This window comes from Bradyrhizobium sp. STM 3809 (assembly GCF_000239795.1).
In the GTDB taxonomy this organism is placed as follows: domain Bacteria; phylum Pseudomonadota; class Alphaproteobacteria; order Rhizobiales; family Xanthobacteraceae; genus Bradyrhizobium.
Genome location: NZ_CAFJ01000107.1, coordinates 1 through 7,623, shown reverse-complemented (window position 1 = coordinate 7,623; position 7,623 = coordinate 1). Strand labels below are relative to the sequence as shown.

General features: G+C 66.8%; 7 protein-coding genes and 1 pseudogene. 7 read left to right on the top strand and 1 reads right to left on the bottom strand.

Going from position 1 to position 7,623, the window contains the following annotated elements:
* The 3 genes and pseudogenes from BRAS3809_RS37255 to BRAS3809_RS05675 all read left to right on the top strand — a co-directional run.
* Window positions 1–118 (top strand): annotated as a pseudogene (locus BRAS3809_RS37255) (transcriptional regulator); the annotation flags it as partial.
* 328 nt (window positions 119–446) lie between these two features.
* A complete protein-coding gene (locus BRAS3809_RS05680) occupies window positions 447–1,577 on the top strand; it encodes a M20 family metallopeptidase (RefSeq protein WP_008961142.1) in 1,131 nt (376 codons plus the stop codon).
* A complete protein-coding gene (locus BRAS3809_RS05675; protein ID WP_008961141.1) occupies window positions 1,574–2,305 on the top strand; it encodes a tRNA (guanine(46)-N(7))-methyltransferase TrmB in 732 nt (243 codons plus the stop codon). The genes BRAS3809_RS05680 and BRAS3809_RS05675 overlap by 4 nt, the downstream gene beginning before the upstream one ends.
* Before the next feature lie 17 nt (window positions 2,306–2,322).
* Here BRAS3809_RS05675 and BRAS3809_RS05670 read toward each other — a convergent pair whose 3' ends face one another.
* Entirely contained in the window at window positions 2,323–3,399 is a 1,077-nt protein-coding gene (locus tag BRAS3809_RS05670; RefSeq protein WP_008961140.1) for a DUF2336 domain-containing protein, read from the bottom strand.
* A gap of 431 nt (window positions 3,400–3,830) precedes the next feature.
* On the opposite strand from BRAS3809_RS05670, the gene rimP reads away from it, so the two are divergent.
* From rimP to BRAS3809_RS05650, 4 genes are all read left to right on the top strand, one after another.
* A complete protein-coding gene (gene rimP / locus BRAS3809_RS05665; protein ID WP_035655405.1) occupies window positions 3,831–4,592 on the top strand; it encodes a ribosome maturation factor RimP in 762 nt (253 codons plus the stop codon).
* A 14-nt stretch (window positions 4,593–4,606) separates the two neighbouring features.
* Window positions 4,607–6,214, top strand: coding sequence for a transcription termination factor NusA (gene nusA, locus BRAS3809_RS05660; protein ID WP_008961138.1), 1,608 nt, complete (start codon window positions 4,607–4,609; stop codon window positions 6,212–6,214).
* A 69-nt stretch (window positions 6,215–6,283) separates the two neighbouring features.
* The gene (locus tag BRAS3809_RS05655) at window positions 6,284–6,997 is read left to right on the top strand and encodes an RNA-binding protein (RefSeq protein WP_008961137.1); all 714 of its coding nucleotides are present in this window, start codon (window positions 6,284–6,286) and stop codon (window positions 6,995–6,997) included.
* 77 nt (window positions 6,998–7,074) lie between these two features.
* The coding region (locus tag BRAS3809_RS05650) for a translation initiation factor IF-2 associated domain-containing protein (protein WP_035655402.1) at window positions 7,075–7,623 on the top strand (549 nt) is incomplete at its 3' end.

Here is a 7,623-nt window from a genome sequence, read left to right as displayed (position 1 = left end):
GCACNCAGGTCTGGCGTTGACCCGCGCGTTCACGCGGATCCACGACTCGAAGCTTCGCCGCAGCATCGTCGACCTGGTCGAGCAGATCGCTGATCGCGAAGCGCCGGAAGAGAACTAGAACTGCCACGCTGATGCGCTGGCGCTGACATTCCTATCGCGACCGTGCCTCATATGACGTCTCTCATATGAATGTCAGCGCCCACGGGGGGCCATGAGCGAGCAGGCTTTGCGGACGGATCACATTCCGCAAGGCCAATGATCCGATAGACAAGTTTGATCAAGACCAATAGAGCGCGATGGCTGCCCTTCGGGAAAGGCTGTCGCGCTCTAAGTCGTTTTGTGCGCATCTGTGCGCGCGGCAGCGCAGCTGACGGCCCGACCGCGCCCGGCCCGACCGCCTCCACCGCCTACCATTCGATAACCACAGAGAACTGCTCACGAAGCCCATGACCACCGCCAATAATCCGTTCGATAGACGCACAATCCTCGAGGGCATCCGCCAATGGGTCGAGATCGAGACCCCGACCGAGGCGCCCGATAAGGTCAACGAGCTGGCGTCGCTGGTTGCCGATGGCTATCGCGGGCTCGACGCCGATATCGAACGGATCGCCGGCCGCGACGGCTGCGGCGACCATCTGGTGGTCCGCTCGTCGTGGGGACAGGACCAGCCCGGCATTCTGGTGCTGAGCCATCTCGACACCGTGCATCCGATCGGCTTCATCCAGCGCCTGCCCTTTTCGATCGACGGCGACATCGCCTACGGCCCCGGCATCTACGACATGAAAGGCGGGGCGTACCTCGCCTATCATGCCTTCCGCCAGCTCTGTGCCGCGGGTGAGCGTCCTCCGCTCGGCATCACTCATCTGTTCGTCTCCGACGAGGAGATCGGCAGCCCGACGTCGCGCGCGCTGATCGAGGAGGAAGGCCGCAAGGCCAAATATGTGCTCGTCACCGAGCCCGCGCGCGACGGCGGCAAGATCGTCACCGGACGCAAGGGCGTCGCACGCTTCGACGTGTCGATCCGCGGCGTGCCTGCGCATGCCGGCGCGCGCCCGCAGGACGGACGCAGTGCGATCCGCGAACTCGCCAACGTGATCCACGCACTCGAGGCACTGAATGACCCGGCACGCGGCATCACCGTGAATGTCGGCGTGGTGCGCGGCGGCACACGTCCGAACGTGATAGCTGAGGAAGCCTATGCGGAGGTCGATGCGCGGCTGCCGACCCCCGGTGATGCCGACGAGATCGTACCGAAGATCCTCGGCTTGAAGTCGCGCAGCGAGGGCGTCACCGTCGCGGTGACGGGCGAGGTCAACCGGCCGCCTTACGTCAAGGGCAATGCCGGCGCCGCCCTGTTCGAGCACGCCAGAACGCTCGCCGAGGAGCTCGGCTTCGATCTCGTCGACACCTACACGGGCGGCGGCTCCGACGGCAATTTCACCGCGCCGTTCACCGCAACGCTCGACGGCCTCGGCGTCGACGGCAAGGGCGCGCATACACATTACGAGCAGATGTACATCTCCTCGATCGAGCCGCGGGCGCGCCTGCTGCATCGCCTCTATCAGACCCTGCGGTGAGCGCCGCGATGATGCCGATCGACGACGATCACGCCGGCAACGAGACCCTGCATGGCCAGGGCTCGTTCTTCGGCCGCCGCAAAGGACACAAGCTGCGCGCGCACCAGGCCGACCTGGTCGAGAACCTGCTGCCGCATCTGGCGCTCGATCTATCGGCTCCGGCCGACGCGGTCCTGCCGTCCCTCTACGATCCGCCGGTCGAGGCGTTGCGGCTCGAGATCGGCTTCGGCGGCGGCGAGCATCTCGCGGCGGAGGCCAAGGCCTATCCCACGACCGGCTTCATCGGCTGCGAGCCCTATGTCAACGGCATGGCCAAGGTCCTCTCGGCAATCGAGGCCGACAACATCGGCAACATCCGGCTGCTCGCCGGTGATGCCGCCGAGCTGCTGGGCTGGCTGCCGCCGGAGTCGCTGCAGCGGATCGACCTGATCCATCCCGACCCCTGGCCGAAACGGCGGCATTGGAAACGGCGCTTCGTGCAGGACGCCACCATTGCCGCCATGGCCCGCGTGCTGAAGCCGGGCGGCGAATTCCGCTTCGTCAGCGACATCGCCGACTACTGCGCCTGGACGCTGTGGCACATGTTGCGCGCGCCCGATTTCGTCTGGACCGCGGAGCGCGCCGACGATTGGCGCCTGCCGTGGCCGGGCTACACGATGACGCGCTACGGCCGCAAGGCGACGCGCGAGGGCCGCGTCGCCAACTATTTGATCTTCCGCCGGCGCTGAGGCGGCAGCCAGGATGATCAGTGCCGCGTCTTCCAGAACACAACGACACGCTCGGCCGTCGATGACAGCAGCCGCGCGTAGTTGACGCGCAGCGCATCGAGATCACGCTGCGCCGGCACGCGCTTCGGCCCGAGGCGGAGCTGGATCAGCGCCTGCACGGTGCGCCAGTCCAGGCCGATCGTACGCCCGAGGATCAGCAGCGGATCGTGACGATCACCGGACACCAGGCGGTCTAGGGTCGCGATCTTCAGTCCGGTCATGGCAGCGAGCGCGGCGACCGCCTCTTCATATTTGTGCTCGGACGCGAAGCCGAGCAGCGCGGCTTCGTCGAGAGCACTGTCCTCGTAGAGCGCGAGAATGGTCCGCTGCGCCGGCACGAAATTGCGCTTGCTGGCGGTTCCGCCCGTGGTGTCGGCCAGATCGGCGAGGACCTGCCGGATCCTGGCCTGCTTGGCGGGCCTGACCACGTCGAACAGCCGCCGCCTGATGACGTCGAGCGAGCCGGCCAGGAGCTGCTTCAGGTGATCGTCCGACAGATCGTCGCGCTTGCCGACCGTGAGCGTCAGCACGCCGTCGAAGCCGGCGCGGTTGATCAGCTCGGAATAGCCGCGCTCGGAGAACGCGGCGCCGTCATTCGCGGCGGTTCGCCTGACGACATCGCGATCGCCGCGGCGCACCAGCACATCGGTCATCTCGATGGACAGCGCGGGCCGCTCCGCCATGGCGAGCAGATGACCCTGGCTCTTGCTTTGGGCGATGTCGATCAGCACGCGGTCGTCGAGCGCCGGCGAACGCCGCAGCAGCGGGCTCGCCACCGCGACCTCGTCATCACGCGCAAGCTGACCGACGACGACGCGCGGCGCCTTCACCAGATACGACAGGCGCTCGGCCAGATCGACACGCGTCGATACGTCCGCAAATGGAAGCAGATCGATCAGCAATCCATCGAACAGATTGATGTGCTCCGGGCGAAGCCTCGACACGTCCTCGAACAACAGGTCGGCAATGCGGCGTGTCGCCTCGACACAGCGCTCCGTATCGCCATGTTTGACGATCCCGTCGAGCCCGGGGATCAGCGCGGTCGCTGGGGTCATGATCGTCTACTCGGCACGCAACGCTACCAGCCGCTCGGGAGCGACTGAGGCACCCCTTGGGGAACGGCATGAACTTTTTCTTTTTTAGCTGATTTTGGTGAACGAACGCTTATTCAGCGGCCCACGGATACTCATCCAGGCCAAAAGAGGACGCCGAACGATCCGACAGCGGGACGGCGGCAAATTCCCGGTTCCAGGCTCGGTTTGGACCGAGACGACCCTTGCCGTCAGGCGGCAAAGCGGCTATATGAGCGCCATCAATCTTCATCTCATATACGATCGCGTAGTGAGGGTGGGCCCTTCCGGACCCGCTCTTTTTTGTTACCTGGACCGCCCTGCCCTTGGCGCGATCGGTCCGGTAAGCGCGATCGAACCGGCCTGATGGTCAAACAAGACGGCTGAAACAAACAAGACTCGCGATCGACGCCTCGATGACGGAACCGACCCTCGCAGCCACTGACACCGACCTTCTGACCGAGCCCCGGCTGGTCGTGGAGCCGGGCGTGGCGGCGCGCGTCGCGGCGGTGGCCGATCCCGTGCTGCAGGGAATGGGTTACCGGCTGGTGCGGATCCGTATCTCCGGCGAATCCGGCTGCACGGTCCAGGTCATGGCCGAGCGTCCAGACGGGACGATGCAGATCGAGGATTGCGAGGCGGTGTCGCGGGCGCTGTCGCCGGTGCTGGACATCGCCGACCCGATCGACCGCGCCTACCGGCTCGAGATCTCCTCGCCGGGCATCGACCGGCCGCTGGTCCGCCGCTCCGATTTCGAGCGCCATGTCGGGCATCTCGTGAAGATCGAGATGGCGGTGGCGCATCAGAACCGCAAACGCTTCCGCGGCATCATCAAGGGTGTCGAGGGTGACGGCGTGCGCATCACCCGCGACGACGTGGCGAAGGACGCCGATCCGGACGTCGTGCTGCCGATGGCCGACATCGGCGACGCCAAGATGGTGCTGACCGACGAGCTGATCGCCGAGTCGATGCGCCGCGGCAAAGCGGCCGAGCGCGAGAAGAAGCGCGAGCTCGGCATTGCCCCGCCGCTCGCGCCGCACGCCAAGCCGGCCGCGCAGGCCAAGCCAAAACCCAAATCGAAGGACGGCAAGCCGGCGAACAAGCCGTTGCCGACCAACACCAAGAAACATCGCCTCGCCGCCGACCGCGCGCGCAGAGGCGAGATCGATCCTGATTAGAGGAGACCTGAGCCATGGCCGTCAGCGCCAACCGGTTGGAACTGCTGCAGATCGCCGACGCCGTCGCGCGCGAGAAGTCGATCGACCGCGGCATCGTGATCGCCGCCATGGAAGACGCGATCGCCAAGGCCGCCCGCGCCCGCTATGGCAGCGAGACCGACGTCCATGCCGAGATCGATCCGCGCAAGGGCGAGCTCCGGCTGTCGCGCCACATGCTGGTGGTCGAGAAGGTCGAGAACCCCTCCAACCAGATCTCGCTCGATGACGCCCGCCGCGCCAATCCGGGCGCGCAGATCGGCGACACCATCGCCGACACCCTGCCGCCGCTCGAATATGGCCGCATCGCCGCACAGTCGGCCAAGCAGGTCATCGTGCAGAAGGTGCGCGAGGCCGAGCGCGACCGGCAGTACCAGGAGTTCAAGGACCGCATCGGCGACATCGTCAACGGCGTCGTCAAGCGCGTCGAGTACGGCAGCGTGATCCTCGACCTCGGCCGCGGCGAGGCGATCATCCGCCGCGACGAGATGCTGCCGCGCGAGGTGTTCCGCAACGGCGACCGCGTCCGCGCCTATGTGTTCGACGTCCGCCGCGAGACCCGCGGCCCGCAGATCTTCCTGTCGCGCACCCATCCGCAGTTCATGGCCAAGCTGTTCGCGCAGGAAGTGCCGGAAATCTATGACGGCATCGTCGAGATCAAGGCGGTCGCCCGCGATCCCGGCTCGCGCGCCAAGATCGGTGTCGTGTCGCGCGATTCCTCGGTCGACCCGGTCGGCGCCTGCGTCGGCATGCGCGGCTCGCGCGTGCAGGCCGTGGTGAACGAGCTGCAGGGCGAGAAGATCGACATCATCCCGTGGTCGCCCGACATCGCGACCTTCGTGGTCAACGCGCTGGCGCCGGCGGAAGTCGCCAAGGTCGTCATCGACGAGGACCGTGAGCGCATCGAGGTCGTGGTCCCCGACACCAACAACCAGCTCTCGCTGGCGATCGGCCGCCGCGGCCAGAACGTCCGGCTCGCCTCGCAGCTGACCGGCTGGGACATCGACATCCTGACCGAGCAGGAGGAATCGGAGCGCCGCCAGGCCGACTTCGAGAACTCGACCCGCGTGTTCATGGAATCGCTCAACGTCGACGAGGTGGTCGGCCAGCTGCTGGCGTCCGAGGGCTTCACCTCAGTGGAGGAATTGGCGCTGGTCGATCTCAAGGATCTCGCCGGCATCGAGGGCTTCGACGAGGAGACCGCGACCGAGCTGCAGACCCGCGCCCGCGAATTCCTTGAGCAGCAGGAGGCCGAGCTCGAGGCCAAGCGCAAGGAGCTCGGGGTGGAGGACGCAGTGAAGGACGTGCCCGGCGTCACCACCAAGATGCTGGTCAAGTTCGGCGAGAACGACATCAAGACCGTCGACGATCTCGCCGGCTGCGCCACCGACGACCTGGTCGGCTGGACCGAGCGCAAGGAGGGTGGCGAGCAGACCAAGTTCGCCGGCATTCTCGACGGTCTCGACGTCTCGCGCGACGATGCCGAAGCCATGGTGATGCAGGCCCGCGTCAAGGCCGGCTGGATCACCGAGGCCGACCTCGCCAAGGGCGAGGCCGAGGACGAAGCCGAAGGACAGCCCGCCTGACCCATGCTGGACGCCGCGATGACCCCCGCCATGACGCTGCTGGCTTGAGATGAGGAGCCGCACCACCGCATGCTCGCTTTGGCCGACCCCGAGCTCGACAATGGACCGCGGACCGAGAAGTCCGCGACCATGCGCATGTGCGCGGTCAGCCGCGAGGTGCGGCCGATCGGCGAGCTGATCCGCTTCGTGGTCGGCCCGTCGGGCGAGGTGGTGCCCGACATCAAGCGCAAGCTGCCCGGACGGGGATTGTGGATCACGGCGTCGAAGCCGGCGGTTGCGGAAGCGGTGCGTCGTCACCATTTCAGCCGTGGGTTCAAGGCCAACGTCCGCGTCCACCCGACGCTTCCCGGCGATCTGGAAGCTTTGCTGGCCCGCAGCGCGATCGAGGCGCTGGGGATCGCCGCCAAGGCCGGTCAGGTCGTCTCGGGTTTTTCCAAGGTTGAAGCGGCGCTGTCGCAGCGCCAGTCGCGGTCCAATCTCGCGGCCTTGATCCATGCTGCGGATGGCGCGGCCGACGGGATCCGCAAGCTCGACGCCATGGTGCGGCCGAATGACGGGGACCAAGGACAAGCCCCGCCATTTCCGATCATCTGCTGTCTCACTTCGGCAGAATTGGATTTGGCACTTGGGCGCTCAAATGTGATACATGCTGCCGTGCTCGCGGGCCCGGCGAGCAGGACATTCCTGTCGCGCAGCCAGACTCTGGTCCGATACCGGTCGGCCGACGCTGACAAGATTGCCGGAACCGCGGCCACGAAATCTGCTTCGACTTCGACGACATAGCGACGATTACGCGACGATTTGCACGAATGGGACGGTGCGGCAGACCCGCACGCTGGTAACGAGATTAGGACGACTGAATGGCCGATCAAAACACTCCGGGCGACAAGAAACTCGGTGTCCCGAGCAAGACCTTGACGCTGAAGCCGCGCGTCGAGACTGGCACGGTGCGCCAGAGCTTCCCACACGGCCGGAGCAAGCAGGTGGTGGTCGAGAAGCGCGGCACCAAGCGCCGCGTCGGCGACGGGGCGCCCGATGCGCCGCACGCGCCGGAGCCGACCGTCGCCAAGGCGCCGCCACCACCGCCGCCGAGCAACCGCCCGTCTGGCCCGCGCCCCTCCGGTCCGCAGCGCAGCGGCTCCGGTGTCGTGCTGCGCACCTTGACCGAGGATGAGCGGTCGGCACGCGCCAGCGCCCTGGCGGATGCCCGCGTCCGCGACATCGAGGAACGCCGCCAGGCCGAGGAAGAAGCCCGCCGCCGCGCTGAGCGCGAGGCCGCCGAACGCGCCGAGCGCGAGGCTGCCGAGGCGCGCCGCAAGGCCGAGGAAGAGCGTCACCGCCAGGAAGAGGAAGCCAAGCGCCGGGCCGAGCTCGAGGCTAAGAAGCGCTTCGGCGAAGGCGAGGCGCCG